Below are 25950 nucleotides of genomic sequence, written 5' to 3' on the forward strand. Positions count from 1 at the left end.
AGCGATGCGCTTTCGAGTGACATCCCTGTTCGTCGCGGCGGCCCTTGTGGTCGCCGCGCCGGCGCACGCGCAGCGAGCCAGTCTCGCTGATCGTGTTGCCGTTCTCGAGCAGCAGCAGGCCAACAGCCAGGCCAACAACGATCTCCTCAACCAGCTGCAGCAGGCGCGTTCGGACCTGCAGGGCTTGCGAGCGACCGTGGAGCAGCTGCAGCACGACAACGAACAACTCAAGCAGCAGTCCAAGGATCAGTATCTGGACCTGGACGGACGCCTGAATCGGCTGGAAGGTGCAGGTGGCGCAACCCCGCCATTGCCATCTCCCACCGGCAGCGTCACACCCGCCCCGGCTCCGGCCGCGCGGCCTGCAGCGGCGGCAACTTCCGAGAAGCCGCCCAGCGTGCATGGCGACCCAGGCACCCTGGCCGTCAGCAACGAGGAGCGTACTGCCTACAACGTCGCCTTCGATGCCTTGAAGAACGGCAAGTACGACGATGCCTCGCAGTTGTTCCTGAGTTTTCTGGAACTGTATCCAAACGGCGTCTACACCCCCAATGCCTTGTATTGGCTGGGTGAGAGTTACTACGCCACCCGAAATTTCCAGCTGGCCGAGGCGCAGTTCCGCGATCTCGTCAGCCGCTATCCCACGCATGACAAGGCCTCTGGCGGCCTGTTGAAGCTTGGCCTGTCGCAGTATGGCGAAGGCAAGAACGACCAGGCCCAGCAGACCTTGCAGCAGGTCGCATCGCAGTATCCCGGCTCCGACGCAGCGCGCGTGGCCCAGGAGCGTCTGCAGTCCATCCGTCTCGGCCAGCAACTGCGCTGAGCCCGCGCGTGCGCGCCTTCGGGCGTGACGCATACTTTGCCAATGAACGCCGCCGCCGTCCCCAGCGAGATCGTCCAGTCGCCGTTGCCGCGATTGAAGATCACCGAAATCTTTCTGTCCCTGCAGGGCGAAGCCGAGGCCGCCGGCTGGCCGACCGTGTTCGTGCGTCTGACCGGTTGCCCGCTGCGTTGCCACTACTGCGACACCGCCTACGCCTTCCACGGCGGGGAATGGCATGACATCGATGCGATCGTCGCCGAGGTGGCCAGCCACGGCGTGCGCCATGTCTGCGTGACCGGCGGCGAGCCGTTGGCGCAGAAGCGCTGCCTGGTGCTGCTGCAGAAACTGTGCGATGCCGGCTTCGATGTTTCGCTGGAGACGTCCGGTGCATTGGACGTGTCGGCCGTGGATCCGCGCGTCTCGCGCGTGGTCGACATCAAGACGCCGGCCTCCGGCGAGGAACAGCGCAATCGCTGGGAGAATCTGCCGCTGCTGACCGCACGCGACCAGATCAAGTTCGTGATCTGCAGCCGCGCCGATTACGAATGGTCGCGCGAGATTGTCGCCGCGCATGCGCTGGACCGCCGCTGCACGGTGTGGTTTTCGCCCAGCAAGAGCGAAGTCACGCCGCGGGAGCTGGCCGACTGGATCGTTGCCGATCGTCTGCCGGTGCGCTTCCAGATGCAGCTGCACAAGCTGCTGTGGAACGATGAGCCGGGGCGCTAAGCCCGAGCGATAGAGCGACCGCGCTCACTCAAAGGCGGGCGCGGCCGGTTGCCCGCAATCGGCATGCCACGCATCCACTGCGGTTGCCGGCATGCCGTCTGTACCGGCCTGACGATCACCCGCAACGCTTCGTTGGCCGCTCCCGGTCCCGGGTGCGAGGCCCTGCCTGCCAGGACGCGGCCGTCTGCGCTTACGCGGCGATTCTGTTCAATTCTTCGACGGCATCGGCCGGCAGTTTCAGTTCCGCCGCGAACAGATTGGCGCGTAGATGCGCCACCGACGAGGTCCCCGGAATCAGCAAGATGTTGGGCGAGCGCTGCAGCAACCACGCCAGTGCCACCTGCATCGGGGTTGCGGCCAGGCGCTGGGCAACAGCGGCAAGCGTGGACGATTGCAATGGCGAAAAGCCGCCGAGCGGGAAGAACGGCACGTAGGCGATGCCGTCGCGCGCGAGTTTGTCGATGATTTCATCGTCATGTCGATGCGCGATGTTGTACATGTTCTGCACGCAGACGATGTCGGTCATGGCGCGTGCTTCGGCCACCTGCGCTGCGGTGACGTTGCTGATGCCGATGTGCCGCACCAGGCCATCGCGCTGCAGCTTGATCAAGGCCGCCAGTTGCTCGGCGATCGAGCCTTCTGCCGGTTCCTGCGCCTTGAACATCACGCGCAGGTTGACCACCTCCAGCGTTTCAAGCCCCAGATTGCGCAGATTGTCGTGCACCGCGTCGACCAACTGCTGCGGCGAGAAGGCAGGTAGCCAGGAGCCATCCGTGCCGCGCGCGGCGCCGATCTTGGTGACGATGGTCAATTCCTGCGGGTAGGGATGCAGTGCCTCGCGGATCAGCTGATTGGTGATGTGCGGCCCGTAGAAATCGCTGGTGTCGATATGGTTGACGCCCAGCGCGATGGCTTCGCGCAGCACCGCCAACGCACCGTCGCGGTCCTTGGGCGGGCCGAACACGCCAGGCCCCGCGAGCTGCATTGCGCCGTAGCCGATGCGGGTGAGCTTGCGGTCTCCAAGCAAAAACGTTCCGGCTTTTTCGATGTTGGTCATGGCGTGGCGCTCGCGTGTCGTTGAGCCAACAACGATAGGAAACGTGGCGCGGCATGTGAATTCGCATTTGCCGCGGCGCCAGTCCACTGCCGCCAGGGCTTGTGGCATATGGGCGCAGCCGCAGCGCCCCGGGCCGATCGTCCGGCGGGATGTGCTGGAGTTTCAGGTTTTGCTGGCTACGCGGGCAGTGCTTTCGCCGCGTTTCTTCGCAGCCGAAGCCGCCGCGTTGCACGTTTCGCGTTGACAGGCGCCAAGCGGCGGCGCGAGTATGCCAACGTCGCCGCACAATCGGCGACCGGGATTGGCGTCCCGAACCAAAAGGCGCACCAGCGCCCATCGACCGATGCACGGCGCTTTTTTATCGCCCGCATCGTCGCGGGCGCATGCCGGCCAGTTTTATGGCGGGCGGTGCGCGGGGGCCGCAAGGCCCACCGGGTCCTTTTGGCCGGCACGCCAACCGCGTACCGTCCGCCACCCCGATTGGCGTCTGGGTGGCGGATTCCAAAACACAAAAGGAATCCAGCATGTCTCACGACACACATGAAGCACCCACGTCTGTGGCATACCAGGTCGTCCATGATGTGCGGCCGATCTTCAATGCCCGCAAAGGGACGCGTGCCGCCTGGCGAAGCCCGAATGCCCATCTCGGCGTCGCAGGTAAGGCTGTGCATGCGCTCACGCTTGCCGGCGCCGATGCAATCGCTAGCGTCGATAGCGCGTTGACGGAGCCGCAGCGATGAGCCTGGGCAAACAGTTCCGCGTCTGCACGGGCGTCGTCCTTAGCTTCGAGATGATGCAGGGCTATATGCTGGCCATGCTGCATTCCGACGCGCAGCCCGATGCCTCGCCCGTCCTGATCGCCTGCGAAGCCACTGGCTTTGACGACATTTTGCCGGGCGGCGATGCGCAGAGCGTCGTGCTGGGCCGCCTGCATGTCTGCATGCGCGTGGACGCTGCAGTGGACGTCCTCAGCTGGTTGCGCAAGCAGGCACGCGCCGCAGGAGCTGCGCGACGAACGCGGCGCGTGCAATCGCGTATCCAGAAGACGGGAGCCACATGATCAGCGAGAACGCCACGGCCGCCTGCGCCGGGCCCACGACCTGCAAGATGACACGCGCGATCGGCAAAAGAGGAGCCGGCGTTGACGGCGGCGCGCCAGTCGCGGCAGATGGTGCATGCCATCCGACTCCGCGGCCGTAACGCAGGGTCCCTGGCGACGAAGGTCCCGGCAACTTCCGGCGGGCACAAAAAAAGCGCCTTCGGCGCTCTTCAAGTTGCTGATTTGATTGGTGGGCCGTGATGGATTCGAACCATCGACCAAAAGATTAAAAGTCTTCTGCTCTACCGACTGAGCTAACGGCCCACTGTCCCGGCAGTGCGCCGGGGTGCGCATTCTACCCTACAGCGGCGTCAAGGCGAAATGGCGTAGTGGGTGGGGTCTGGGACGCCGGCGTCGGCGAAACCGGCGGCACGCAGGCGGCAGGCGTCGCAGTGGCCGCAGGCACGTCCATCGGCATCGGCGCGGTAGCAGGACACGGTCAGTCCGAAGTCCACGCCCAGGCGCACGCCTTCACGCACGATGTCGGCCTTGCTGAGGAACTGTAGCGGTGCGTGCACGCGCAGTCCGGCGCCTTCCACGCCGGCCTTGGTGGCCAGGTTGGCCAGCACTTCGAAGGCGCGCACGAATTCGGGCCGGCAGTCGGGGTAACCCGAATAATCGACCGCGTTGACGCCACAGAACAGGTCGTTGGCGCCAATCACCTCGGCCCAGCCCAGTGCCAGCGACAGCATGATGGTGTTGCGCGCCGGCACGTAGGTGACCGGGATGCCGTCGCCACCGGCATCGGGCACGTCGATGTCGTCGGTGAGTGCCGAGCCGCCGATGCTGCGCAGGTCCACGTCCACCACCTTGTGCGCGATGACGCCCTGCGCCGCGGCCACGCGCGCGGCGGCGTCCAGCTCGGAGGTGTGGCGCTGGCCGTAGCGCACGCTCAAGGCATGCACGGCAAAGCCCTGCTCCTGCGCAAGCGCGATGACGGCAGCGGAATCCATGCCCCCGGACAACAGAACAACGGCTTTTTTCATGACGGATCGGCAATCACAACGGAATAGGCGGAAAGGCTAGCAGGCTCGGCGTGGCACGGCGACCCGGCTGTCGCTGCGGCGGCAGCGGGATGCCGGGCAACGCGGCTGGGCCAAGCGTGCGCGGGCAGGGCAGCGACCGCATCTGCACGTCAATCCGGTGCGACAGCCCGCCGGCAGTTGCGCGCCTCGGGCATCGTGTCTTGCCAGCGTCGGTGCGGCACGGCCGGTCTCAGCGCAGGCTTGCAGCCGCGGCCTTGCGCAGGGCCTGGCCCAGTTGCTGCAAGGCGCGCGAGCGCACCGCGGCGCATTGCCAGTACAGCGGCACATCGAGCCAGCGTGTTGGGTCGATGATGACCACCTGCCTGTCGCGCACGGCAGGTACGACCATCGATTCCGGCGCCAGACACCAGCCGAGTCCGCGTGCGGCCGCTTCGACGAAGCCGGTCGAGGTCGGCAGGTAGTGGATCGGCGGCGCCACCTGCGTGCGGGTGATGCGGCGGACGAAGCGGGTCTGCAGCGTGTCCTTTCGGTTGAACACCAGCATCGGTGCGTGGGCCAGCGCAGCTGCGCTGAAGCCCTGCTTGAAATGCGTCGCAACGAATGCGGCCGATGCGATCGCGTGGTAACGCATCACTCCCAGCGCCTGCACATTGCAGCCCTGCAGCGGCTTGCGCTCGGCGGTGACCGCGCCGAGCACCGCCCCGGAGCGCAACAGCTCCAGGGTGTGGTCCTGGTCGTCCATCTGCACATCGAAAAGAACCCCGTGCTCCCGGTGCAGCGCCGACAGGGCCGCCAGAAACCAGGTCTGCAGCGAGTCGTCGTTGACGGCGATGGCCAGCGTGCGCGGATGCCCGGCGCTGCCGTCGCCGGGGAGGAAGTCGGCAATCGCTTCGGATTCCAGGACCTGCATCGGCTTCACCCGGCGCAGCAGGCGCTCGCCGGCCGGAGTAGGGCGGCAGGGGGCCTTGCGGATCACCAGCACCTGGCCGAGCCGGTCTTCCAGCGCCTTGACCCGCTGCGAAATCGCCGACGGCGTCACCGACAGCCGCCGCGCAGCGGCGTCGAAGCTGCCTTCCTCGAGAACGGCAGCGAATGCGGCCAGTTGCGGATGCAGAAGATCCATGGCGTTCGGCAGGATTAGAAGTTCTAAGCAGGATACAGAAGATTTAGTTTTCCTAATTGCAGCGGAACGCCCAGCATTGGCGCCTGTGATCCGGGAGGTGCTCGTGTTACTTCAAGCCGCAATCTCTGGCTTCATCGCCAGCGCAGGTCTCATCATCGCAATCGGTGCGCAGAATGCATTCGTGCTGCGGCAGGGACTGCAGCGCCAGCATGTCGGTCTGGTGGTGGCGATCTGCGCGTTCGGCGATATCGCGCTGATCGTGCTGGGCGTGGCCGGGATCGGCGTACTGGTGACGCAATGGCCGGAGCTGCTGCAGGGACTTCGCTATGCGGGAGCTGCATTTCTCGCGGCATATGGTGCGCTGGCTGCACGCAGGGCCTGGCGTGGCACCAGCGGGTTGGCGCCGTCGCAGGCCGGTGCGCAACGCTGGCAGCGCGCCATGCTGGCGTGCCTGGCATTTACCTTTCTCAACCCGCATGTCTATCTGGACACGATGCTGCTGCTGGGCAGTCTGGCCGCGCGTTACCCGGGCCAGCTGCGCTGGGCATTCGCGTCGGGTGCGTGCCTGGCCAGCATCGTCTGGTTTTCCGCTCTGGGCTATGGCGCGCGTTTGCTGCAGCCGGCCTTCCGCGATCCGCGGGCATGGCGTGTGCTGGATGCGGCGATCGCAGGATTCATGCTGGTGCTGTGCGCACTGTTGCTGCTGCCTGCGCAGGCGCTACCCTGAGGCCTACTGTTGCCGGAGTTGTCGTCATGTCGCCGCTGCGCGTTTCCACCGATCACTCCGAGCTCGATGTCGCGCTGGTCCATCGCTACCTGGCGCAGCACAGCAGCTGGGCCAGGGACATCCCGCTTGCGGTGGTACAGCGCTCCATCGCCAACTCGCTGTGCTTCGGCGGGTTTCTGCAGGGCGGGCAGGTCGCGTTTGCGCGGGTGGTTTCCGACTACGCAACCGTCGCCTATCTGGGCGATGTGTTCGTGTTGCCCGAGCATCAGGGCAAGGGCTATGGCAAGGCAATGATGGATGCGGTCATGGCGCACCCCGATCTGCAGGGGCTGCGCCGTTTCAGCCTGGCCACCAGCGATGCGCATGGTCTCTATGCGCGCTACGGCTTCACGCCGCCGCTGGCTCCGCAGTCGCTGATGGAACGCTATCGTCCCGGTCTCTACACGCGCTAGCCGCGGTGGGTCGGCTGTTGCGTGGCCGTACCGGCATGGCACCGCCGGGGCAGAAAGACGGTTCAACACGCTGCATGATGTTAGGTGAGCACTGCGGAATCGTCACCGCACAGTGCCGGCCAGGCATCGGCAGCGCGCATTGCCGCCAACGATGAATCGCAGTTGCCGCCGCACAGGTGTCGATCCTGCAGCAGGTCGATGGCTTCCCACTCCCAGCGTAGCGAATGCGGCATCTGCCAGGCCGCCAACAGCACCGACATGCCGCCCTGGAGCGTAAGCTGCCGCCGCCAGATCACGCGCGTGTCGAGAGGGGCTTGGTGCCAGTGCGATAAGGCATCGTCGTATGGCTTTGCGTCTGCATCCGCTGCGTATGCGCAAGCATGCACGTTGGCATGCTCGCCGTTGCGTGGGTGATGCAGATCGTGACTGTCGTTACTGGTATTCACGGGTGATCCTTCCTGATTGAGAAGGCGTGCCGAGCGGTGACGAGAGCACGCACGGACACACCTGCAGTGCCGGCATCGCCGGCTGCGGATGTCGTGGGTACCGATGGCTAAGATGCCGCCTGCGCTGCAGACGGTGGCCGGGCTACCATCCGGCCTGCTCTCTTTCGACCGGCGCAGCGTAACCAGGCATGGCGCTGGAAACAAGCGCTTTTGAGTGGTTTGCGTGCTTGTTTTCCAGGTTGTTTTGTGTGCACTGCGCGCGCGCTGCGGGTACCTGAGCTGTCTGCACCGAATGCCGGTGAGCGTGCGGGATAAACGAAGAAAGCGCCCTGGCGGGCGCTTTCTTCGTGTGCAATGGCATCAATGGCTGCGGGCACATCCGCGGTGTTGCATCAGCCTGGCTGCACCGACGACCCGGTCGACGGCGCAGTGCCGGCCGCTGGCTCAGGCGTTGCGGACCTTGCTCAGCAGCTGTGCGACCGGTGCCGCTACGCGCGAGGCGGACTGCCGTGTCTGGCGTGCGTCGATCTTGAAGATCGCCACCGCATCGGTGAGCTGCACCGCCTGCTCTTCCATCGCCCGCGCGGCGGCAGTGGCTTCTTCCACCAGCGCGGCGTTCTGCTGGGTGGTTTCGTCCATCTGGGTGATGGTCTGGTTGACCTGCTCGATGCCGGCCGACTGTTCCTGCGAGGCTGCAGAAATCTCGCCCATGATGTCGGTGACGCGTTGCACGCTGGCCACCACGTCACCCATGGTCTTGCCCGCGCTGTGCACCAGTGCCGAACCCTCGGCCACGCGTTGCACCGAGTCGTCGATGAGGTCCTTGATCTCCCTGGCGGCGCCGGAGGACCGCTGCGCGAGCGTGCGCACCTCCGAAGCCACCACGGCGAAGCCGCGGCCTTGCTCGCCGGCACGGGCGGCTTCCACCGCCGCGTTCAAGGCCAGGATATTGGTCTGGAAGGCGATACCGTCGATGACGCTGGTGATGTCGGCGATCTTCCTGGACGAGGCTTCGATACCGGTCATGGTGTCCACCACCTTGCCGACCACGTCGCCACCTTGCGAGGCAACGCGTGCGGCGCCGATCGCCAGCTGGTTGGCCTCGCGTGCGCTCTCGGCATTCTGCTTGACGGTGGAGGTCAGCTCTTCCATCGATGCTGCGGTTTCTTCGAGGTTGGCCGCCTGCTGCTCGGTGCGTTGTGACAGGTCCTGGTTGCCGGCGGCGATTTCGCTGGCCGCGGAGTTGATCGACACGGCCGACTGCTGGATGTTGCCGACGATCTGCGCCAGCTGGCTGGCCGTGGTGTTGGCGTCATCGCGCATCTGTGCGAACACGCCGCGGAATTCGCCGCTCATGCGTGCGGTCAAGTCGCCGGCGGCGATGGACTGCAGCAACGACGACAGCGACTGCAGATTGCCGTCGGCCGTGGACATCAGGTGGTTGAGGCTTTCGACCATGATGCGGAAGTCGAACTGGAAGCGCTCGGCATCGCCGCGCGCGCTGAAGTCGCCATTGGCAGCGGCCTGGGCGAGGTGCTTCATCTCGTGGTTCATCGCCGACAGGTTGAGCTTGACCTGCGACATGGTGTCGCTGAAAACGGCCTTTTCGCCGGGCAGCGGCTGCATGTCTTCGGAGAGTTCGCCAACCGCATACCGGCCCATGATGCGTGCCAGGTCGGTCTGCACTGCCACGTGCGAGGCAACCAGCAGGTTGGTGTCGTTGGCCATGCGCCCATAGTCGCCCGGGAATGCAGCCGCATCGATGCGGAAGCTGATCTGGCCGTTGTCGTGATGCCTGGCCATGTCGGTTTGCGCGGTGATCAGGTTACGTAGCTGCAGCTGCATCTTGTCCATGGCCTTGAGCAGACGGCCGGTTTCATCGTTGGCGTTGGTGTGCACATCGTTGTGCAGGTTGCCGGCCGCGATCGCTTCTGCGGTGCGTGTGGCCTGGCTGAGCGGCTGGGTCAGGCTGCGTGTGATCAGCCATGCGAGCAGGCCGCTGATGACCAGTGCGGCAATGCCGCCGGTGGCCAGGGTGATTTTTCCTCGATGCATCGAGGCAACCGCGGCCGCGTAGGCATCCTTGCTGAGGCGGCGCTCCAGTGCAGCGTTCTCGCGGATCGCCGTCTGCTGCGCATCCATGGCCGCTGCGGCGTCGCCTTGCAGCAAGGCCTGCGCTTCCTGGTTCTGATCGCGGAGGCCGTATTCGAGAATCTGGTTATTGAGCTTGACCGAGATGTCGCGCTTTTCCTGCACCAGGTCGAGCGCTTGTTTTTCAGCCGCGCTGCTGGGCAGTGCGGCCAAGGCGTCGTGTGCCTGCTTGTAGCGTGCGCGGTTCTTTTCGATCATGTCCATCGCACGGCGATTGGCCGCGTCGCCAGCGAGCATGACGATGTCGCGCAGGCCGATTGCCACGTTGGTGTTGGCGTCGAGCATTTCCGAGGACAGCTGGATCCTCTCCATGTTGCTGTTGACGATGGTGTCCAGCTCGAAACGCGCGTTGGACATGGTGACCAGGCCGGTGGCCACAAGCAGGCCCGACAATAGGATCAAGATGCCAAAGGCCATGCCCAAGCGGCGGCCGACATTGAGGCGTTGCAGATATGTATTCATGACCGCATCCAGGTAGTGCAACTGAGGGGCTTGATGAATGGGTCATCCACCAGAGCGTCTTGCCCCAGCTAGCGGCCGGATTGCGACGAGCTAAAGGCTCGTATTTGAAAGTACTTATATTGAATTCATCGTGTGGAAGAAATTTCCCGACAGCCGTCCGCAGCGGCCTGACATGCGCGCAGAAATTGCTTGTTTATTGCGTTATCGCTGGATCGAAGCGTGCCAACGGCGGAACGATTTTCCGACGTTCTGCTGACAGGTGGCGACGCATCCAGGGCAAAGACGGTGCTGACACAGGATCCAATTCGTCCTGTGTCGCGATGCCGGCAATACGCGTGTCTTCAAGCAGCGCCAGCGCCGGTGCAGCGGAGGGGCACGCGATTCGATCGGCTCTGATGCGGTGCGACTAGGCGGCCTTGCCACGTGCACCCTGCAAGCCGGCATGGCCGGCTACTGTTGTTGGCGCCATGCATCGCGCGTGAAGCATCACGCGCGTGGCGGCACTGTGGATCTTGCGCTCAACCTTCCAGTGCAGCAAGTACCTCTGCATGCAGCTGCTCGGCGCCGCTTTCGGTATTGAAGCGTGCAAAGATTTCCTCGCCGGAGAGCAGGCCGACCCGGACCGAGTGGCAATACGAGCCGAAGTTTTCGCCTGCATTGAAGGGATCGCTGATGACGGAGATATGGTTGAGGCGGACCCGGGTGGTGCCGAACTTGATGAACATCTGCAATCTCCTGTGTGAGCGCCCAGTTTCCCATGTTGTCGGGCAGTGCAGAAGCCGGCCTCACGCATCCACCGACCCAGCACGTACACTGCCGTGCCCTGAAGCCGAGCTCGCCCGATGTCCGATCCGATCCGTCTCGACAAATGCGTGGCCGCACTGTTCGGCTGCTCGCGTGGCGAGGCGCAGCAATACATCGAAGGCGGCTGGGTCAGTGTGGACGGGGCCGTGGTCGAAGAGCCGCAAGCCTTGGCCACTGCAGCGCAGGTGACGCTGGCGGAAGACGCCGTGCTCGCAGCTGCCGAGCCTGCCACGCTGCTGCTGCACAAACCGGCAGGCATGAGCGCCGAAGCGGCGCTGGCACTGGCCACGCCGGCAACGCGCAGCGCACTGGACCAGCTCGAGATGCGTGTGCTGAAGCGGCACTTCCTGCGCTTGAACGCGCCGCTGCCGCTGGAGGACGAGGCGAGCGGCTTGCTGGTGCTGAGCCAGGACGGCCGCGTGCTGCGCAGGCTCAGTGCCGATGCGACCTCGATCGAACAGGAATTTCTGGTGGAGGTGCGTGGTGAGCTGCGCCCGTATGGGATGGCGCGGCTTGCGCATGGCCTGGTGTATCAGCAGCGCAGCCTGTCGCCGTGCAAGGTGAGCTGGCAGAACGAGGAGCGCCTGCGGTTTGCGATCAAGCACGTGCAACCCGGCCAGCTGCGTTACATGTGCGCTGAGGTGGGGCTGGAGGTGGTCAGCATCCGGCGCCTGCGCGTGGGCCGTGTGTCGCTGGGCAAGTTGGCCATCGGTGAATGGCGCTATCTGCCGACAGGCGAGCGGTTCTGATTGGCGTCGGTTTTCGGCGCGCCTAGTCGCAATACGGTCGCATGCCGATGCTGCTGACACGGCACATGCATCAAATTCCACGCGGCCTCAACGCAGCGATATCGCTGCGGGGGGCCCTGCTGTCCAGACAGCTTCAGCACTGGTGCGCTGTTAAGCGGGAAGTAGTGCTTGTTAGCCATGACAGGCAGAGGCCAGTCTGGACCGACGGCTGGCATCAGCAACTCAGGGTGAGTGTGCATCGAGCGCAAGCTGCGTTGCGCATCTCGATGTCCGGCCCGTTTCCCTTATCGCTTATTTCTTGTTGCGCTTCTTCTTGGCGCGGGTCACCAGCCAGAACACCACGGCGATCACGCCGATAACCAGAATGACGAAGGCCGGTGACAGAAACGAATTGTCGCCCATGAGAATTTCCTGAAAGTCTTCGCAGCCAAGTGCTGCACTGACATCAGCCTAGCGAGCGGCCTGCTTGATGGCGTGAAATACACTGCATTCGTCCCTCGCAGCAGCGATGCATCGCCATTCGCGCAAGAGCACACTATGGCTGCGAGCGCGGTTGCTCGGCATCTGCCTGCCGGCGCTGCCGTGGGAATACCGGCGCACTGACGCTGTGCTGGCGGCAACGGCAAACCGATAAGTCTCAAGTCACAAGCGCATAGGCAGCAGCGTTTGGAGATCGCTATGCCGGTGATCAATTCAATGCGCATGCAGCGCCAGCGCGTGAGCTCAGCCACGATGAGCATCAGCACAGATCGAGCTATTGGTTGGAGCTCGTAACGTTGGAGCTCGGATACAGGGCCGGAGTGTCACCGAGCAGTTCGACTGCAAACCCAAGTGAGCCGTCTGCGCTTGCGCACGAACGACTTTTTCGTCGAGTAAAGCGCGCAGCCAGGCTGATGGACGAACAACTCACCACAATGTGGGAGCCGCTTGCCCGGTACCGGCAATGTCCCGGCAGGGGCGTGCTCAGCGCCTCGCGAGTTGAGCGGCCCAACAGGCCTCGCGTCCGGTGGCTGCAGTCTAAATGAGATGTGTATCACGTAAATCGGGGCTGCGCCGACAGCTTGTCGGGTCATCCCCGACAAGTGTCGTGCCGTCCGGATGTGCCCGTACCCGGGCGCAGCCTTGTCAGGTCACGGGAAGCTCGCGCTGCAGCGGAAGCCGGCGCAATCGATCTGCACCGTACTGCCGCCAGTGCAGCTGGCGGTGAAGCGCGTGGCGCTGCGCGCCTGCACGCGCCGCAATTCAGGCCATTGCTGATGCCTTGCGCGCGCGTCATTGCCGATTCGGTGGACATCGCCGGGCCTGCAGGTGCAACGGTGGCTGCTGTGTTGCCGACTGGTGCTGCTGCGCTGGCCAGTGCCGGCGGGGCGACATCGCCTGCCAGCGGCAGCGTGACCGCTCCGCCGGGCGAATTGCCGCCGCTGGAATCGGCTGCTGCAACAGCGCGCCCTTGTGCGTTGTCGCCCTGCAATGGCTGGCCGCGGTCCTCGCGGTGGCGGTCGAAGCTCAGCGTCTGTCCGAATACCAACTGGATCCAGCTCGGATAGGTGTAGCCGGTACCTTTGCTGTGATCGACGATGGCGCCGATCGCGCCGCCGATCAGGATGTTGCCCCAGATCCCGATGTTGGCGCGCGAGATGGAGCGGCCGGCGGCATCGCGCTGACCGGGCAGCACGCAGCTGACCTCCAGATCGCGCGAGGACCGATGTACCTGCACGGTCTGCCCGGACTTCAGGGTGAACCGGCCCTTGTCGTTGCTGAGGGCGCAGTCGGCGCCAGCGATGACGTGTCCGTCGGCGGTCTTGGTATCCACACGGATGGGTTGGGTCGCGTCGTTCATGACCGTTGCGCAACCGCTCAACGCAGCCATGGCAATGGCTGCGGTCACTAGGTGTTTCATGTTTTCCCCTGGCGTAAGGCATGGTCGGGCCAGGTGGGCATGGCGCCGCGTCCCTGGCACAACCGTGTCGTGATCAATCCCCGTTGCCGGCGCATCGCGCGCCGGCCGCCACTTCATACCGGGATTGTGGGTCGCCGTCCAGTCGCGACCGTCTGCGTCATGCGACCGGGGTAGGGAGCACCCGGTGCTTGGCCATCACGCTGCGGATCGCGCTCAGCAGCTGCTCGGGGGTATAGGGCTTTTCGAGGAAGGCCACACCGTCCGGCAGGATTTCTTCCACATACTCGACCGCCAGGCCGGAGGTCAGCAGCACGGGCAGGTTGTAGGGGGCATGCGCCGTCTTGAGCGCCAGGTCCACGCCGGTCAGGCCGCCCGGGAAATGGATGTCGGAGAACAGCACATCGACGCGCGGGTCGCTTTCGATCAGGGTCAGCGCTTCTTCGACCGAGCCTGCGCTACGGCAGGTAAAACCATAGCTTTCCAGCACAAGGCAGCTGAGTTGTCGGGTGCCATCGCCGTCTTCGACGACGAATACAACTGGCCGTTCCTTGTTCTGTGACATGAGCACGTCTCGTAAGGCAGGCCACATTCTCAGCGATGCGGCAGTGAACCCTCTGTCAACGCAGACGGAGCCGTACGGTTACCAGCCGAACGGGCCAGGGCCGTAGCCGCCTGGGCCGTAGCGTGGCCCGAACAGCGCGCCTTCGCCGCGTCCGACGCTGATGCTGACGCCGATCTGGTGCGCCTTGCCGTCATCGTCGTAATAGGTCTTGCAGGAATTCAGGTTGACGGCCTGCCAGTTGCTGTTGCCGCCGCGGTTGGAATAGCCCATGCCGGTTTCGACCGCGCCATGCAGCTTGCCCTGGCATTGTTCGGCGCGTTCGGCAGCAAGCGAGGCCGCGCTGGGGCGGGTCAACGCAGGCTTGGGGCCGCTCTTGTCGCCGTAGAAGGTGCCCGGCGGGTCGGTGCTGTATTCGGGATCGGAGCGGTACTGCACCGGGGCTTGCGGAACGCTCAGGTCCAGCGACCGCGCCGACCCCGGCTCGGCGCTGCTCTCGCCGGCCTGGGCGAGTGCACTGCCGGCGGCAAACAGAGTGGCCAGGAGAAGCAGGCTGCGTTTCATGGGTGGACTCTACTCAAGAGGGACTGACAGCGCGTGCCAGATCGCCTTGTGAAACTAGCAACGGCTGATTGAATGCGCGCTGTCGATTTTGCGGATTTTTGTGCCAGCGCCGCCACCGCGATGACACATGCTGTGGCATCAGCCCTGCTCGCGCACGATCTCGATCAGTTGCGCTCCATAGCGGGCCAGTTTACCGCCACCGATACCGCCGACACGCGACAGTGCATCGATGCTGGTCGGGCGCTGTTCGGCGATATTGCGCAGCGTGCTGTCGTGGAAAATCACGAAGGCCGGCACGTTCTGCTCCTTGGCCAGCTCCGCGCGCAGGCCGCGCAAGGCATTGAACAGCACCAGATCCTGCGGCTGCACCGGCAGGCCGGTCCGCTGCGCGCTGCGCTCGCGCCCGGCAGCCGGGTTCTCGCGCCGCATCATCACCTGGCGCTCGCCCTTGAGCACCTGGCGGCTGGCATCGGTCAGGCGCAGCCCGCCGTGGCCCTCGCTGTCGACCTCCAGCAGGCTGGCCGCCACCAGCTGGCGGAACACCCCGCGCCAGGTGCGCTCGTCCAGGTCACGGCCGATGCCGTAGGTGCTCAGCTGGTCGTGGCCGAGCTGCTTGATGCGCTCGTTCTCGCTGCCGCGCAGGATGTCGATCAGGTGGCCCACACCGAAGCGCTGCCCGCTGCGGTACACGCAACTGAGCGCCTTCTGCGAGGCCACGGTGGCATCCCAGGCGGCGGCAGGTGTCAGGCAGTTGTCGCAGTTGCCGCAGGGCTTGGGATAGGTCTCGCCGAAGCCGGCCAGCAGCACCTGGCGGCGGCATTGCATCGATTCGCAGTAGCCGAGCAGGTGATCGAGTTTGGCGCGCTCCAGCCGCTTGCGCTCCTCGGCCGCTTCGCCCTGTTCGATCATCTGCTTGAGCAGCACCACATCGCCCAGGCCATAGCAGAGCCAGGCCTCGGCGGGGTCGCCATCGCGGCCGGCGCGGCCGGTTTCCTGGTAGTAGCCTTCCAGCGATTTGGGCAGGTCCACATGCGCCACGAAGCGCACGTCCGGCTTGTCGATACCCATGCCGAAGGCGATCGTGGCGGCCATGACGATGCCGTCCTCGCGCAGGAAGCGGCGCTGGTTTTCCGCGCGCACCTCGGCCGGCAGGCCGGCGTGGTAGGGCAGGGCGTTGAAGCCCTGCGAGCACAGATATTGCGCGGTCTCCTCGACCTTGCGCCGCGACATCGCATAGACGATGCCGGCCGAGCCGCGGTGGCGGCCCAGGAACTCCTGCAGCTGCTTGCGCGCGTTGTCCTTCTGCACCACGGTGTAACGGATGTTGGGGCGGTCGAAGGAGCTGACGAAGTGGCGCGCGTCGACCAGATCCAGGCGTTCGGCGATCTCGCGCTGGGTCGGCGGATCGGCGGTGGCGGTCAGCGCCATGCGCGGGATATGCGGCCAGCGTTCGTGCAGCACCGTGAGCTGGCGGTATTCGGGGCGGAAATCGTGGCCCCATTGCGAGACGCAATGCGCCTCGTCGATGGCAAACAGCGCGATGCGGCTGCGTTCCAGCAGGGACAGGAAGCGCGGGTTCAGTAGGCGCTCCGGAGCGACGTAGAGCAGGTCCAGATCGCCCGACAGCAGGGCGCGTTCGACCCGCTGGGCGTTTTCCGCGTCCAGCGTGGAATTGAGGAATTCGGCGCGCACGCCGAGCTGGCGCAACGCCTCGACCTGGTCCTGCATCAGCGCGATCAGCGGCGAGACCACAATGCCGATGCCGTCGCGCAACAGCGCCGGCACTTGATAGCACAGCGACTTGCCGCCACCGGTGGGCATCAGCACCAGGGCATCGTTACCCGCAGCGACGTGTTCGACAATGGCTTGCTGTGGGCCGCGGAAGTCGTCGTAACCGAAGACGCGGCTGAGCAGTTCGTGGGCGGGGGAATACATCCGCTTAGGATACCGCGCGGGTGAAGCCCTGGTCGGTGTCAGGCTGACGCTGTTGCGCGATGGCGCGTCGGGGATTGCCGCGATGTGGTGGGTGCGCCCACGAGTGCTGATGCGGACGTTGCTGAATATGCGGCGTGCGGCATGGAAAATGGCCGGTGGCCGAGCGTTGCCTAAGGCGACTGGAGCTTCGCTCCGTAAGCTCACCCCAACCCCTCGCTCCGCGCCCCAGCCCGCGCTTGTGGCGCGGGCGCTCCAAGACACGCGCGCCCATGGCGCGAAAGCTGTCACTTTTCGCCCGAGGGGAGAGAGGCTCTGTGTCTAACTTATGGAGCAGGGTCCCAAGGTTTCGGCGCAGCGAAACCTTGGGCAAACCCGCGGGGGTGAAGCCCAGGGGGTTACTGCAGCAGCGAACGCAGCATCCAGGCGTACTTCTCGTGGGTCTGCAGGCGCTGGGTCAGCAGGTCCACGGTCGGGTCGTCGCCGGCGTCGTCAGCGGTGCCCAGCACCTTGCGTGCGGTGCGGCAGACCGCCTCGTTGCCGCTGACCAGCTGGCGCACCATTTCACGCCAGTCGGCGCTGTCGCTCAGCCCCTGTTCTTCCGGGATCGAGGTCAGGGCGACGAACTCGCTGTAGGAGCCCGGTGCGTTGTAGCCCAGGGCGCGGATGCGCTCGGCCACTTCGTCCAGCGCGGCCCACTGCTCGGTGTATTGAGTCTCGAACATGGTGTGCAGCGAGTTGAACATCGACCCGGTGACATTCCAGTGGAAGTTGTGGGTCTTCAGATACAAGGTGAAGGCGTCAGCCATGTAGCGGGCCAGACCGTCGGAGATCTGCTTGCGATCGCTGTCCTTGATCCCGATATCGATGTGTGGTGCCGATGCTGCGGCGACCGGCAGTGCGTCCAATGCTTCATTGATGACGACGGGCTTGTTGGCGTTCTTTTTCTTGGACATGTGGATGGTCCTCCTGAGGAAACTGATATCGGGTCACAATAGACAGGCTAAAGGATCTCTTGTCATTCAATCTTTCACATTTTTCCATCAATGAGCGCTATCGACACCGACCTTGCCAACACCTTGCGTGAGCGCCGCCGCGCCGTCGATGGCGCGATGAGCCGCGACCGTGGCCGGCTGCTCGGTCTATGGTCGCGCTGGCAAGGCAAGCCCGGCAACCCGCAGGTGCGCGAGGCGTTCGAGCAGGCGCTGGCGGCGTCGCAGGCGCAACGCCAGGCGCGCGCCGAGCAGCAGCCGGCCATCACACTCGATGAGCAACTGCCGATCGCGCGCGAGGCCGAGCGCATCATCGCGCTGATCCGTGACCATCAAGTGGTTGTCATCGCCGGCGAAACCGGCTCGGGCAAAACCACCCAGCTGCCCAAGCTGTGTCTGGCCGCCGGGCGCGGTGCGGCCGGCATGATCGGCTGCACCCAGCCACGCCGGATCGCCGCGCGCGCGGTGGCGGCACGCGTGGCCGAGGAGCTGAAGACGCCGTTGGGCACCACGGTGGGCTTCCAGGTGCGCTTCACCGACCGGGTCGGCGAGCAGTCGCGGATCAAGTTCATGACCGACGGCATCCTGCTGGCCGAGATCGCCAGCGACCGCTGGTTGTCGGCCTACGACACCATCATCGTGGACGAAGCGCACGAACGCAGCCTCAACATCGATTTTTTGCTCGGCTATCTCAAGCAGTTGCTGCAAAAGCGCCCCGATCTCAAGTTGATCGTCACCTCGGCCACCATCGATACCGAGCGCTTCGCCCAGCATTTCGACAATGCGCCGGTGATCAATGTGGAAGGCCGCACCTTCCCGGTCGAAGTGCGTTACCGGCCACTCGAAGGCGAGGCCGGCGAGGCCGGCGGCGCCGACGACACTGGCGACGGCGAGCGTGGCAATGGCCGCGATGGCGAACGCACCGTCAACGATGCGATCGTGGCGGCGATCGACGAGATCACCCGCATCGATCCGCGTGGCGACGTGCTGATGTTCCTGCCGGGCGAGCGCGAGATCCGCGACGCGCACCAGGCGCTGGAACGGCGCAAGTATCGCGAAACCGAAGTGGTGCCGCTGTACGCGCGGCTGTCGGCGGCCGACCAGGACCGCGTGTTCAACCCGGGGCCGCGCCGGCGCCTGGTGCTGGCCACCAACGTGGCCGAAACCTCGCTGACGGTGCCGCGCATCCGGTATGTGGTGGATCCGGGCTTTGCGCGGATCAAGCGCTACAGCCCGCGCCAGAAGCTGGACCGCCTGCATATCGAGCCGATCTCGCAGGCCAGCGCCAACCAGCGCATGGGCCGCTGCGGCCGCATTGCCGAAGGCATCTGCTACCGCCTGTATGCCGAAGCGGATTTTGCCGCGCGGCCGGCATTCACCGACCCGGAAATCCGCCGCTCGTCCTTGTCGGGCGTGATCCTGCGCATGTTGCAACTGGGGCTGGGGCGGATCGAGGAGTTCCCGTTCCTGGAAGCGCCGGACGAACGCGCAGTCGCCGACGGCTGGCAGCAGTTGCTGGAGCTGGGCGCGATCGATGCCAATCGGCGCCTCACCGCCATCGGCCGCCAGATGGCGCGCCTGCCGGTGGACGTCAAGCTGGCGCGCATGCTGGTGGCTGCGCAACAGCACGGCTGCCTGCGCGAGATGATCATCATCGCTGCCTTCCTGGGCATCCAGGATCCGCGCGAGCGCCCACCCGAGGCACGCGAAGCGGCCGACAACGCGCATGCGCTGTTTGCCGACGCACGCTCGGAATTCGTCGGTATCCTGCGCTTGTGGGAGGCATACCGACAGGTGCACGAAGATCTCACCCAGTCCAAGCTGCGCGACTGGTGCAACCGGCATTTTCTCGGCTTCCTGCGCATGCGTGAATGGCGCGAGCTGCATCGGCAGCTGCGCCTGTTATGCGAAGAGCTGGGTTGGAGCGAAGAGCCGGCCACCGCGATGCTGGCGCCATTGCTGGCCGGTGCCAGCGCGCCCGCGCGCGAGGAGGGGCACAACGCCAACCGGCCCACGCGCGGGCAGCTGCATCGCGCTGCGCGGCTGGCGCGCGAAGGCAAGCCGGATCCAAGCGCGCCACCTGCACAACCCACCTCTGCTGCTGCCGCCAAACAGGCCGAAGCGGCCGAAGCCACCGCACGCACCAGCGAGCGCGAACGTGCAGCGGCGTATCAGCCCCTGCACCGCGCGCTGCTGGCCGGCCTGCCCACGCAGATCGGCCATCGCACCGAAAAAGGCGACTTTCTCGCCGCGCGGCAACGCCGGTTCGTGCCGTTCCCCGGCTCGGCACTGGCACGCAAGCCGCCGCCGTGGATTCTGGCGGCCACGCTGCTGGACACGCAAAAAGTCTGGAGCATGACCAATGCCGCGATCGAGCCGGACTGGGCGATCGCCGAGCTGGGGCATCTGCTGGCACGCAAGCACTTCGATCCGCATTGGTCGCGTGCGCAGGGGCAGGTGATGGCATCCGAACAGATCAGCCTGTTCGGCCTGGTGCTGGCGCCGAAGAAGCCGGTCCATTTCGGCAAGATCGACCCGGCCGGCGCGCATGACCTGTTCGTACGCCAGGGCCTGGTCACGGGCGAGATAAACACGCGTGCGGCGTTCATCGCCGACAACCTCAAGGTGCTGGAACAGGCGCGCGAAGAAGAAGCCAAGCTGCGCCGGGCCGGCATCGTGGCCGACGAGGACTGGCAGGCGCGCTGGTATCTGGACCGTATCCCGGCCGAACTGCATTCGGCCAGCGGGTTGGACGCGTGGTGGAAAACCCTGCCGCCGGACAAGCGCCGCAGCCTGCACTGGAGCTTGAACGACCTGTTGCCGGGCGAAGGCAGCGAGGCCGATCGTTTTCCGAAGTATTTCCCGCTGGGCGATGCGCGGTTGCCGCTGCATTACCGCTTCGAGCCGGGCGCCATCGATGACGGGGTGACGCTGGACGTGCCGCTGCACCTGCTCAACGCGCTGGATCCGGCGCGGCTGTCGTGGCTGGCGCCGGGCTTCGTCGCCGACAAGGCATCGGCTCTGATTCGCAGCCTGCCCAAGGCGCAGCGGCGCAACTATGTGCCGGCCCCGGATTTCGGGCGCGCGTTCTACGAGGCCTACAGCATCGCCTCGGCCGACGACATCCGCGGCGAGCTGGCGCGTTTTCTGACCAAGACCACCGGCACGCAGGTGGCGGCGCTGGATTTTGACGAAGAGTCGCTGGACACGCATCTGCTGATGAACCTGCGCCTGCGCGATGACGACGGCAAGGTGCTGGCCGAGTCGCGCGATCTGGACGGATTGCGCGCCCACTTTGGCGAGCGTGCCGGCCAGGCCTTCGCCGCGCGTGCTGGGCGCGCGCTGGCTGCCGAGGGCTTGCGCGATTTTCCGTCCACGCCGATTCCCGAACAGGTTGCCGGCGAAGCCGGCGTGCCGGCGTATCCGGCGCTGGTGGATCAGGGCGACGATGCGGCGTTGCGCATCTTTGCCGACCGCAACGAGGCGGCGCAGGCGCATCCGCGCGGCGTGCGCCGGCTGCTGGAAATCGCGCTGGCCGACAAGATCAAGCAGGCGCGCAAGCAGTTGCCGGTGTCGCCCAAGACCGGGCTGCTATACGCGGCGATCGAGTCGCAGGAGCGCCTGCGCGGCGATCTGGTCGATGCCGCGCTCAACGCGGTGCTGGCCGATGGCCTGGGCGCGATCCGCGACCCCGGTGCCTTTGCGCAGCGCCGCGACGAGGCGATCAAGCGCCTGTTCGGCGAGGCGATGGAGCGGCTGAAGCTGGCCGAAAGCATTCTTGCTGCGGTGGCCGAGCTCAAGCCCCTGCTGGAAGCGCCGTTGATGGGCTGGGCGCGCGGCAACCTGGACGATATGGAGCAGCAGCTGCGCGCGCTGGTGCACGCCGGCTTCCTGCGCGAAACACCGGCCGAGGCGCTGGCCAATTACCCGCGTTATCTCAAGGCGATGATCCTGCGGACCGAGCGCGCCAAACGCGATCCGGCCCGCGACCAGGCGCGCATGCTCGAACTCAAGCCGTTCGTGGATGCATTGGACCAGGCGGCTGCGCGTGGTCTGCAGCAACGTGATGAATGGCAGTCGCTACGCTGGGACCTGGAGGAGTTGCGCGTGTCGGTATTCGCGCAGGAGCTGGGTGCCAAGTCGGGCGTGTCGGCGAAGAAGCTGTCGCAGCGGGTGGCCGCGTTGCGCAACTGACTGGTGCCGGAGGCGCTGGTGACGACGGCTTGCCGCCATCGCCAGCGCGCGGGGTCGGCGCTGGTCCTGCCACCGACTGGCCACTCAGGCCGAGCACTGCGCTTTGAGCGGTGAACGCAACGCAGCGCGCAGTGGTCAGCTGGGCGTGGACGATGCGCGGAACCGGCGTGTACGCCCGGGACATGCCGGCTCCGGACATTGGCCGCACCGCCTGGCGGTGCGCGCCGTTCGGTTGCCAGCCGCTGTCAGAACTTCATGTGCAGGCTCGCCATGTAGCGGCGCCCGCTCCTGTAGCGACCGGCCAGATGGTCGGTGTCGCCGAGATACTGCAGGTATTGTTCGTCCAGCAGGTTCTGCGCGTCGATCTGCAGCGACCAGTTCGGGCTGAACGCATAGCCGATGCTCGCGCCGAGTTCGGCGTAGTCATCCACGCTTGCCGGCGCGGCGCCGGCCACGTAACCGCCGGCCAGATAGCTGTCGCGCCAGTTGTAGGTCAGCCGTGCGTTGAGCGGGCCTTTTTCGTAGTACGGGCTGACTGCCACGCTGTTGCGCGACTGGTAGGGCAGGGCGTCGCCGGTGTTGTTTTCGCCATTGGCATAGGTGTAGTTGGCGGTCAGCCCGAAGCCGCTGTCGCCGAACGGCTGCTGGAACGCGATGTTGAAGCCCTTGACCTTGCCATCGCCGGCATTGCGTGGCCGCTGGATGCTGTAATCGCAATAGCCATCGGCGCTGCAGCCGTTGCTGCCGAGCAACTGCGCCCAGCTCTGCGGCGCGGTATCGCGCAGCGCGTTGTACTGGCGCTCCACGCTGGCGCTGGTGTCGATGTAGTTGTCGATCTTCTTGTAGAACAGCGACCACGCCACCACCGACTGCTGCGCGAAGTAATACTCGGCCGACAGGTTGAAGTTCCAGGATTCGTACGGCGACAGCTCGGCATTGCCGCCGCTGCCGGTCAGCGTGGTGTCGTTGAGGAAGGTGTTGTTGACCATCTGGTTGTACGGTGCCCAGGCGATCACCTTGGCTGCGGCAAGGCGGAACACCCAATCGTCGGCCGCCTCGTAGGACAGCGTGAGCGAAGGCAGCAGGAAATCCTCCTTGCGCGTGCGGGTCTGCCACAGGCTGTCGGCGTTCTGCAGTGTGGGCGTGCCGCTGTAGACGAAGCCGCTGCCCTCGGTTTTCGAATCGACATAACGCAGCCCGAGATTGCCGCGCAGGCCGCCGCCGGAGAAGTTCAACTGGGCATAGGCGGCGTTATTGGTCTGCTGCAGCGCCCAGGTGTTGTTGAGGTAGCTGGCCGGATCCGGCGCGCCGTAGTCGACCGGGCTGTTGCGGATCCAGTTCAGCACGTTGTTGCGGCCTGCCTGCACATGCCGGCCGTGGTCCGGATAGAAATCCTGCAGATCGGTCAGCCCGATCGTGCCCACGTCGGCCAGCGTGCCCGGCGTCACGCCGCCATAGACGTTGAGCTCGAAGCGCTCCTCATGCTTGCCATGGCGCACGCCCAGCAGCAGTTGGTTGAACACGCTGTCGAACTGCAGATTCAGATCGAGTTGGCCGTAGGTGTCCTTGCTTTCGGTGGAGAAGATGCCGTTATTGCCGAACCAGCCGCCGGCCGAGCCCCAGTTGGCCGGATCGCGCGCACGCGCCGGATCGTCGAAACGGATGCCGCGCCGCGTGTCCCAGCTGAAGCCGCCGTTGTAGAACGGCTCGATGAAATACTGCGACAGGTCCTTGTTCTCGGATCTGCTTTGGCCCACCTGCCCATTCAATCCCCAGCCATCGCCGCGGAATGCGCCGCGCAGGTCCAGGCCCTTGGTGGTGACCTCCGATTCGCGCACGTTGTTGTCGTAGATCACGGTGCCGCCGAGCGGGTCGGCATTGGCGCCGGAATGCCCGCTGGTCACCACGCCATTGCGCAGGCCGCCGAGTTGGTCCACCGACGCCACCGTGCCGGCATTCCAGGTCAGAAAGCTGTACATCGACTGGTTGTAGTTGTCGAAGTTCTCGTTGATGTACAGGCCGCTGAGGTTGAATTCCAGCGCCTGGCTGGGCTTGAGCTGCAGGTTGACCACGGCGCTGTCGCGCTCGCGATCCTGCTGGAACCAGGCCGCGTTGATCGAGTTGGGCACGTCCGCATCGGCGGGCACGCCGCCTGCGGCATTGGCGAAGGTGCTGGCCGGCGTGTAGCCGAACACTTCCATGCCGCGGCGATCGACGCGTTCTTCGTAATGTTGCGCCGACACTGCAATGCCGAAGGTGTCGGCCGCGTTCTTCCAGCTATACAGCAGCGCCGCGTTCGGTTTGCCTTCGCTGGCCTGCGCGCTGTAGCTGTAGCCGATGGAGGCGGCCACCTCGTTGACGTCCAGGTCCAGCGGTTGTCGGGTGTGCATCAACACGGTGCCACCCAGGCTGCCTTCGGTCAGGCGCGCTTCGGAGGATTTGAGGATTTCCGCGCGGCCCAGGATCTGCGGCGCCAGCAAGGTGTAGTCGAATCCGCGGCTGGGTTGCTCGCCGTAGAGCCAGATCGCCTGCGCCACCGGGTGGCCGTCCAGGAAGGACAGGTTGAGGCTGGGGTCGGTGCCGTCGATGCTGACGCGCTCGCCCTGGCCAAAGCGCCGGTCCAGGGTGACGCCGGGAATCTGCGACAGCGCCTCGGCCACGTTGGTGCTTGGAAACTTGCCGATGTCTTCGGCGGTGATGGCTTCGGAAATGCCGGCGTTGTTGCGTTTGGTGTCGAGCGATTTTTCCAGGCTGGCACGGATGCCGACTACCTGCACGGCATCCAGATCGGTGGCCTGGTCGACCGCGTCCTGGGCTTGCGCAGCGAATGCCAGCGACAACGCGATCGCGCTGGACAGCAGGGTGGTGCTGTATTTCATGATGTCTCTCCTCATCACGCACAGGGATGGACGGCGGGCTGCTGCTCGCCGGATGCGGGGTCTTGCAGACGCGCGCCCGGGACCGAGCGCGTGGTGGATCGCTTACGACAGGTCAGCGTGGTGCTGTAGATACCAGTTGGCCGCGCCGAGCACGCCCAGTTGCCCGTGCTCGACCAGCTTGACCGGAATGCGTTCGAGTACCGCGCGCATGCGTCCCTTGGCCAGAAAACGCTCGCGAAAACGGCTGTTCTGCAGGAACGGCCCGATCGTCGGCAAAAAGCCGCCGGCCAGATAGATGCCGCCGGCGGCGCCATAGGCCAGCGCCATGTCGCCGACCGCGCTGCCCAGGATGGCGCAGAAGACCTGCAGGCAATCGCGTGCCAATGCATCGTCTTCGTGCAGCGCGGCATGCGTGATCGCGGCCGGCAGCCGATGGCGGGGCGTGGCGCCCTGCAGTTCGCACAGGGCGTTGTACAGATGCAGCAGGCCGGGCCCGGACAGCACATGTTCGAGCGGCAGATAGCGCTCGCCACGCAACAGGATCCGCAGCACCTGCAGTTCCATCTCGTCGTTGCTGGCCAGGGCAACCTGACCGGCCTCGGTGGCGAGCACGATCGCGCGTGGCTTGGCATCGATCCAGACCGCCGCACCCAGCCCGGTACCGGGGCCGACCACCAGGATCGGGCCGCTGGCGCGCGCATGCCGCGGCGTCGGCCCGCTCAGTTGCAGCGCGGCGCGTTGTTCCATCAGCGGTGCGGCGTAAGCCACCGCTTCGAAATCGTTGACCAGGTGCACGCTGGGCACGGCAAGCGCGGCGCGAATGCGGCCAGGCGAAATCGTCCACGGCAGGTTGTTGCTGATGAAGCTGCCATCGTCCAGCGCCACCCCAGCACTGGCGATCACCACCGCCTCGACGTCGCGCCGTGGCTGCAGGAAGTCGGCAAGGATGGCGTCCAGACTGGCGTGTTCGGCGCAGCGGTAGGTGCGGTAATGCGACAGCTCGGTCGCAGTAGTACCTACCCGCGCGATGTGGCCGACCCGCACATGCGTGCCACCCACGTCGGCTGCGATGAAGCCGGTGGCAACCGGTGCGGTGGGCAAGCCAGAAGCGAGAGCAGAACGCGAAGTCGCAGCCACGTGCAGTCCTTTGGAGTCGTCCGAGCGGCCAATGCGATCGGCGAGTAGCGGCCTGTGTAGAAGTTGGTGACAACGATGTCAATGGTTCAGTCGGGTTGGATCGATCTTGCTGGCAGACTCAAGTGCAAAATCGCCCGTTTCAGGGCTGTCTGCATGGGCGTGATTGCGCAGTGCGGGAGAGCACGCAC

20 protein-coding genes, 1 tRNA gene and 1 other RNA gene are annotated in these 25950 nt (G+C 65.4%); 7 read left to right on the forward strand and 15 right to left on the reverse strand.

The window, feature by feature from the left end; translation table 11 throughout:
• Positions 1–4: 4 nt before the first annotated feature.
• Positions 5–823, forward strand: a complete 819-nt coding sequence (gene ybgF / locus XARJCFBP2528_RS12930) for a tol-pal system protein YbgF (RefSeq protein WP_024939947.1) — start codon at positions 5–7, stop codon at positions 821–823.
• 42 nt (positions 824–865) lie between these two features.
• Positions 866–1549: a 7-carboxy-7-deazaguanine synthase QueE gene (gene queE, locus XARJCFBP2528_RS12935; RefSeq protein ID WP_024939946.1), complete on the forward strand. Its 684-nt coding sequence runs from the start codon at positions 866–868 to the stop codon at positions 1547–1549.
• A 190-nt stretch (positions 1550–1739) separates the two neighbouring features.
• On the opposite strand, the gene XARJCFBP2528_RS12940 is transcribed toward queE, so the two are convergent.
• The gene (locus tag XARJCFBP2528_RS12940; RefSeq protein WP_016904338.1) at positions 1740–2606 is read right to left on the reverse strand and encodes an aldo/keto reductase family oxidoreductase; all 867 of its coding nucleotides are present in this window, start codon (positions 2604–2606) and stop codon (positions 1740–1742) included.
• 736 nt (positions 2607–3342) lie between these two features.
• On the opposite strand from XARJCFBP2528_RS12940, the gene XARJCFBP2528_RS12945 reads away from it, so the two are divergent.
• On the forward strand, positions 3343–3666 hold the full coding sequence (locus XARJCFBP2528_RS12945) for a hypothetical protein (RefSeq protein WP_016904339.1): 324 nt from the start codon (positions 3343–3345) through the stop codon (positions 3664–3666).
• A 227-nt stretch (positions 3667–3893) separates the two neighbouring features.
• On the opposite strand, the gene XARJCFBP2528_RS12950 is transcribed toward XARJCFBP2528_RS12945, so the two are convergent.
• The 3 genes from XARJCFBP2528_RS12950 to XARJCFBP2528_RS12960 form a co-directional block, all read right to left on the reverse strand.
• A tRNA-Lys gene (locus tag XARJCFBP2528_RS12950) sits at positions 3894–3969 on the reverse strand.
• A gap of 47 nt (positions 3970–4016) precedes the next feature.
• Entirely contained in the window at positions 4017–4691 is a 675-nt protein-coding gene (gene queC / locus XARJCFBP2528_RS12955) for a 7-cyano-7-deazaguanine synthase QueC (protein ID WP_016904340.1), read from the reverse strand.
• Positions 4692–4920: 229 nt separating this feature from the next.
• Entirely contained in the window at positions 4921–5814 is an 894-nt protein-coding gene (locus XARJCFBP2528_RS12960) for a LysR family transcriptional regulator ArgP (protein ID WP_016904341.1), read from the reverse strand.
• Between the two features lie 103 nt (positions 5815–5917).
• On the opposite strand from XARJCFBP2528_RS12960, the gene XARJCFBP2528_RS12965 reads away from it, so the two are divergent.
• Both XARJCFBP2528_RS12965 and XARJCFBP2528_RS12970 read left to right on the forward strand, forming a co-directional pair.
• Positions 5918–6541 (forward strand): LysE/ArgO family amino acid transporter, encoded by a 624-nt coding sequence (locus XARJCFBP2528_RS12965; RefSeq protein ID WP_026064781.1) that lies wholly within the window; start codon positions 5918–5920, stop codon positions 6539–6541.
• A gap of 26 nt (positions 6542–6567) precedes the next feature.
• The gene (locus XARJCFBP2528_RS12970; protein ID WP_016904343.1) at positions 6568–6993 is read left to right on the forward strand and encodes a GNAT family N-acetyltransferase; all 426 of its coding nucleotides are present in this window, start codon (positions 6568–6570) and stop codon (positions 6991–6993) included.
• An 80-nt stretch (positions 6994–7073) separates the two neighbouring features.
• Here XARJCFBP2528_RS12970 and XARJCFBP2528_RS23455 read toward each other — a convergent pair whose 3' ends face one another.
• The 3 genes from XARJCFBP2528_RS23455 to XARJCFBP2528_RS12985 form a co-directional block, all read right to left on the reverse strand.
• Positions 7074–7253, reverse strand: coding sequence for a hypothetical protein (locus tag XARJCFBP2528_RS23455; RefSeq protein ID WP_146092539.1), 180 nt, complete (start codon positions 7251–7253; stop codon positions 7074–7076).
• A 630-nt stretch (positions 7254–7883) separates the two neighbouring features.
• Positions 7884–10052 (reverse strand): methyl-accepting chemotaxis protein, encoded by a 2169-nt coding sequence (locus XARJCFBP2528_RS12980; RefSeq protein WP_047124841.1) that lies wholly within the window; start codon positions 10050–10052, stop codon positions 7884–7886.
• A gap of 518 nt (positions 10053–10570) precedes the next feature.
• Positions 10571–10777 (reverse strand): hypothetical protein, encoded by a 207-nt coding sequence (locus XARJCFBP2528_RS12985; RefSeq protein ID WP_016904346.1) that lies wholly within the window; start codon positions 10775–10777, stop codon positions 10571–10573.
• Between the two features lie 117 nt (positions 10778–10894).
• Between XARJCFBP2528_RS12985 and XARJCFBP2528_RS12990 the strand changes: the two genes are divergently transcribed.
• Positions 10895–11605, forward strand: a complete 711-nt coding sequence (locus XARJCFBP2528_RS12990; protein ID WP_016904347.1) for an rRNA pseudouridine synthase — start codon at positions 10895–10897, stop codon at positions 11603–11605.
• Positions 11606–12674: 1069 nt separating this feature from the next.
• On the opposite strand, the gene XARJCFBP2528_RS13000 is transcribed toward XARJCFBP2528_RS12990, so the two are convergent.
• The 5 genes from XARJCFBP2528_RS13000 to XARJCFBP2528_RS13020 all read right to left on the reverse strand — a co-directional run bounded on the left by XARJCFBP2528_RS13000 (position 12675) and on the right by XARJCFBP2528_RS13020 (position 17516).
• Positions 12675–13445 carry a hypothetical protein gene (locus tag XARJCFBP2528_RS13000; protein ID WP_016903707.1) on the reverse strand — a complete coding sequence of 257 codons (771 nt, stop codon included), beginning with the start codon at positions 13443–13445 and terminating at the stop codon, positions 12675–12677.
• 217 nt (positions 13446–13662) lie between these two features.
• Entirely contained in the window at positions 13663–14067 is a 405-nt protein-coding gene (locus tag XARJCFBP2528_RS13005) for a response regulator (protein WP_016903708.1), read from the reverse strand.
• A 78-nt stretch (positions 14068–14145) separates the two neighbouring features.
• On the reverse strand, positions 14146–14628 hold the full coding sequence (locus XARJCFBP2528_RS13010; RefSeq protein WP_016903709.1) for a hypothetical protein: 483 nt from the start codon (positions 14626–14628) through the stop codon (positions 14146–14148).
• A gap of 138 nt (positions 14629–14766) precedes the next feature.
• Positions 14767–16563 carry a DNA helicase RecQ gene (recQ, locus tag XARJCFBP2528_RS13015; protein ID WP_016903710.1) on the reverse strand — a complete coding sequence of 599 codons (1797 nt, stop codon included), beginning with the start codon at positions 16561–16563 and terminating at the stop codon, positions 14767–14769.
• A gap of 395 nt (positions 16564–16958) precedes the next feature.
• The gene (locus XARJCFBP2528_RS13020; protein WP_016903711.1) at positions 16959–17516 is read right to left on the reverse strand and encodes a Dps family protein; all 558 of its coding nucleotides are present in this window, start codon (positions 17514–17516) and stop codon (positions 16959–16961) included.
• A gap of 90 nt (positions 17517–17606) precedes the next feature.
• On the opposite strand from XARJCFBP2528_RS13020, the gene hrpA reads away from it, so the two are divergent.
• Positions 17607–21746, forward strand: coding sequence for an ATP-dependent RNA helicase HrpA (gene hrpA, locus XARJCFBP2528_RS13025; RefSeq protein WP_016903712.1), 4140 nt, complete (start codon positions 17607–17609; stop codon positions 21744–21746).
• 109 nt (positions 21747–21855) lie between these two features.
• On the opposite strand, the gene XARJCFBP2528_RS22565 is transcribed toward hrpA, so the two are convergent.
• The 3 genes from XARJCFBP2528_RS22565 to XARJCFBP2528_RS13035 all read right to left on the reverse strand — a co-directional run bounded on the left by XARJCFBP2528_RS22565 (position 21856) and on the right by XARJCFBP2528_RS13035 (position 25762).
• A non-coding RNA gene (locus XARJCFBP2528_RS22565) (sX9 sRNA) lies at positions 21856–21930 on the reverse strand.
• 61 nt (positions 21931–21991) lie between these two features.
• Positions 21992–24625, reverse strand: coding sequence for a TonB-dependent receptor (locus XARJCFBP2528_RS13030; RefSeq protein WP_016903713.1), 2634 nt, complete (start codon positions 24623–24625; stop codon positions 21992–21994).
• 102 nt (positions 24626–24727) lie between these two features.
• Positions 24728–25762: a glucokinase family protein gene (locus tag XARJCFBP2528_RS13035; protein WP_026064626.1), complete on the reverse strand. Its 1035-nt coding sequence runs from the start codon at positions 25760–25762 to the stop codon at positions 24728–24730.
• Positions 25763–25950 lie beyond the last annotated feature (188 nt).

This window comes from Xanthomonas arboricola pv. juglandis (assembly GCF_001013475.1).
Lineage (GTDB): Bacteria > Pseudomonadota > Gammaproteobacteria > Xanthomonadales > Xanthomonadaceae > Xanthomonas > Xanthomonas arboricola.

Bases quoted from the DNA above. Each gene is read 5' to 3' on its own strand.
- XARJCFBP2528_RS12945 (WP_016904339.1), top strand. From the start codon at position 3,343: ATGAGCCTGGGCAAACAGTTCCGCGTCTGCACGGGCGTCGTCCTTAGC.
- XARJCFBP2528_RS12970 (WP_016904343.1), top strand. From the start codon at position 6,568: ATGTCGCCGCTGCGCGTTTCCACCGATCACTCCGAGCTCGATGTCGCG.
- XARJCFBP2528_RS13020 (WP_016903711.1), bottom strand. From the start codon at position 17,516: ATGTCCAAGAAAAAGAACGCCAACAAGCCCGTCGTCATCAATGAAGCA.
- XARJCFBP2528_RS13000 (WP_016903707.1), bottom strand. From the start codon at position 13,445: ATGAACGACGCGACCCAACCCATCCGTGTGGATACCAAGACCGCCGAC.
- ybgF (WP_024939947.1), top strand. From the start codon at position 5: ATGCGCTTTCGAGTGACATCCCTGTTCGTCGCGGCGGCCCTTGTGGTC.
- XARJCFBP2528_RS12980 (WP_047124841.1), bottom strand. From the start codon at position 10,052: ATGAATACATATCTGCAACGCCTCAATGTCGGCCGCCGCTTGGGCATG.
- XARJCFBP2528_RS23455 (WP_146092539.1), bottom strand. From the start codon at position 7,253: ATGTCGGTGCTGTTGGCGGCCTGGCAGATGCCGCATTCGCTACGCTGG.
- XARJCFBP2528_RS12985 (WP_016904346.1), bottom strand. From the start codon at position 10,777: ATGTTCATCAAGTTCGGCACCACCCGGGTCCGCCTCAACCATATCTCC.
- XARJCFBP2528_RS12990 (WP_016904347.1), top strand. From the start codon at position 10,895: ATGTCCGATCCGATCCGTCTCGACAAATGCGTGGCCGCACTGTTCGGC.
- XARJCFBP2528_RS12940 (WP_016904338.1), bottom strand. From the start codon at position 2,606: ATGACCAACATCGAAAAAGCCGGAACGTTTTTGCTTGGAGACCGCAAG.
- hrpA (WP_016903712.1), top strand. From the start codon at position 17,607: ATGAGCGCTATCGACACCGACCTTGCCAACACCTTGCGTGAGCGCCGC.
- XARJCFBP2528_RS12960 (WP_016904341.1), bottom strand. From the start codon at position 5,814: ATGGATCTTCTGCATCCGCAACTGGCCGCATTCGCTGCCGTTCTCGAG.
- queE (WP_024939946.1), top strand. From the start codon at position 866: ATGAACGCCGCCGCCGTCCCCAGCGAGATCGTCCAGTCGCCGTTGCCG.
- XARJCFBP2528_RS13010 (WP_016903709.1), bottom strand. From the start codon at position 14,628: ATGAAACGCAGCCTGCTTCTCCTGGCCACTCTGTTTGCCGCCGGCAGT.
- XARJCFBP2528_RS13005 (WP_016903708.1), bottom strand. From the start codon at position 14,067: ATGTCACAGAACAAGGAACGGCCAGTTGTATTCGTCGTCGAAGACGGC.
- XARJCFBP2528_RS13030 (WP_016903713.1), bottom strand. From the start codon at position 24,625: ATGAAATACAGCACCACCCTGCTGTCCAGCGCGATCGCGTTGTCGCTG.
- queC (WP_016904340.1), bottom strand. From the start codon at position 4,691: ATGAAAAAAGCCGTTGTTCTGTTGTCCGGGGGCATGGATTCCGCTGCC.
- recQ (WP_016903710.1), bottom strand. From the start codon at position 16,563: ATGTATTCCCCCGCCCACGAACTGCTCAGCCGCGTCTTCGGTTACGAC.